Source organism: Mesorhizobium sp. M7A.F.Ca.CA.002.09.1.1 (assembly GCF_003998555.1).
GTDB lineage: Bacteria > Pseudomonadota > Alphaproteobacteria > Rhizobiales > Rhizobiaceae > Mesorhizobium > Mesorhizobium ciceri.
The window spans coordinates 1-1,692 of sequence record NZ_RZRR01001059.1; the positions used below are offsets into that span (position 1 = coordinate 1).

General features: G+C 65.4%; 2 protein-coding genes. One reads left to right on the plus strand and one right to left on the minus strand.

Features of this window, described 5'->3' with window-relative positions; translation table 11 throughout:
• The first annotated feature begins 1 nt into the window (after position 1).
• A complete protein-coding gene (locus tag EN994_RS30180; protein ID WP_245466126.1) occupies positions 2-1,186 on the plus strand; it encodes a UbiH/UbiF family hydroxylase in 1,185 nt (394 codons plus the stop codon).
• Here the strand turns inward: EN994_RS30180 and EN994_RS30185 are convergent.
• Positions 1,163-1,692: AEC family transporter (locus EN994_RS30185; RefSeq protein ID WP_206530534.1), on the minus strand; the 530-nt coding region annotated here is incomplete at its 5' end. The genes EN994_RS30180 and EN994_RS30185 overlap by 24 nt on opposite strands.

Sequence of the window (1,692 nt, forward strand, 5' to 3'; positions counted from 1 at the left end):
ACTGGTTGCCGGCACGGGGCCGGCAGGGCTGATCGCGGCACTGGGTTTTGCCGCCGAAGGTTTCCCGGTGACACTGGTCGGGCCGGAGGCCACCGCCCCCGATGGTCGCACGACGGCCCTGATGAACCCTGCCTTGAAAGTGCTCGACCGGCTCGGCGTGCTCGAAGCCGTCGTATCCAAGGCGGCGCCTTTGAAGGTGATGCGCATCGTCGATGCCACCAGCCGGCTGATCCGCAGCCCGGTCGTCACCTTCCGCGCCAGCGAGATCGACGAGGATGAATTCGGGCTGAATCTTCCCAACAGCGTCCTCACCCCGGCACTCGCCAGCGCCGTTGCCGCGCGCGCCGGCATCGACTGGCTGAGGTCGATGGTGGCGAACTGGCATCTCGATGCCGAGCATGTTCGTGCCGGCCTCGCCGACGGCAGCTCGGTTGACGCATCGCTGGCGGTCGCCGCTGACGGACGCTTGTCACCGGCGCGCCAGGCGGCCGGCATCTCGACCTCGGCCCGCTCCTATCCGCAGGCAGCTCTCGTCCTCAATTTCGGCCATAGCGGCGATCACGCCTTCACCTCGACGGAATTCCACACCGAGACCGGTCCGTTCACGCAGGTCCCGCTGCCCGGCAATCGCTCCAGCCTGGTCTGGGTGGTCAAGCCCGAGACCGCGACCGAGCTCGCCGCGCTGGACGATGCGACACTTTCTCAGCGGGTCGAACAGCAGATGCAGTCGATGCTGGGCCGGGTGGCTGTCGAGCCGGGCCGGCAGATCTACCCGCTATCGGCGGTGACGCCGCTTCGTTTCGCAAGGGATCGGGTGGCGCTGGTCGGCGAAGCCGCCCATGTGTTTCCGCCGATCGGTGCGCAAGGCCTCAACCTCGGCATCAGAGACGTCGACGATCTAATTGGAATCGCTTGTGAAAATCGATCCGATCCGGGCGCAGCCAAGGCGCTTGCAGCCTACGATTTCAAGCGCCGCCCCGACATTCTGGCGCGCAGCAGCGCGGTCAACCTGCTCAACATGTCGCTGCTTTCCGACATGCTGCCGGCGCAGATGGCCCGCGTTGCCGGGCTCGGCGTGCTCGGAGGCTTCGCGCCGCTTCGGGCTTTTTTCATGCGCGAGGGGCTTCGTCCCGGCAGCGGTTTTGCCGCGCTTGCCGGCGGGTTAGGGAAACAGGTCCGGCGCTAGGATATTGTGCCGGATCAGGTAGAGCAGCCCGGTAACGGTCACGACCGACAGGCAGGTTGTGATCAGCACACTGGCCGACGCTCGCTGTACCCAGACGCCATACTGCTGGGCGATGACGAAGACGTTCGTGGCGGTCGGCAATGCGGCCAGAAGCACCGCCGAGAAGACCCATGTCTCAGAGAAATTGCCGATCCAGCTCAGCACGACATAACAGAGCAACGGGTGCAGGATCAGCTTCAGCGCGGCGATCGGAACCATCTCATGCGGGACGCGATTGAGTGGCCTGAGCGCCAGCGTGACGCCCATGGCAAACAGCGCGCAAGGTGCGGCCGCACGGGAAAGATATTCTAGAAATCGCTCCACCGGCACGGGCGGTCGAAAGCCGATATAGGCGGCGCCGACACCCAGGGCGGTTGCGATGATGAACGGATGCAGCACGATCTTGCGCAGGACGCCCAGGGCAAGCCGGAGAGGAGTGGTCTTCTCGTCGCCAGACAGCGCCATCA